1 protein-coding gene is annotated in these 441 nt (G+C 30.8%); it reads right to left on the reverse strand.

Annotation, left to right across the window (positions count from 1 at the left end; genetic code table 11):
• The coding region (locus tag CWB72_RS20290; RefSeq protein WP_138635232.1) for a glycosyltransferase at positions 1-441 on the reverse strand (441 nt) is incomplete at both ends.

Consider the following 441-nt stretch of genomic DNA (forward strand, 5'->3'; position numbering starts at 1 on the left):
TGCCGAGTGGAGATAAACTCTACAATACCAATCTAGATCCATACAATAATGTAAGCTTTCGTCTAAACATCCAATTGCATCAATAACAGATTTTCGAATAAAAACTGATTGCGAGGGTATTATATATTTTTCATTATAAAAAAATCTTAAAATATGTCTTAATTTTTTTTTAAAAGCAGGGGGATGCCTATTTTCTTTAGATACTTCAATACTACTTCCATTATATCCATTACCATATAAAAAGTCATACTTCTCGTAATCTATTTCAGTAAAAAGATATTTAAAAGCATCTTTTAAAAAACAATCATCTGAATTCAAATAGTTGATCCATTTCCCTTTGGCAACCGCAAGACCCTTGTTAATGGCATGAGCTTGCCCATTATCGGCTTCGCTTACCCAATACGCAATATGTTCCGAATATTTTTTGATTATACTAACAGA

This window comes from Pseudoalteromonas phenolica (assembly GCF_005886345.1).
Taxonomy (GTDB): Bacteria; Pseudomonadota; Gammaproteobacteria; order Enterobacterales; family Alteromonadaceae; genus Pseudoalteromonas; species Pseudoalteromonas phenolica_A.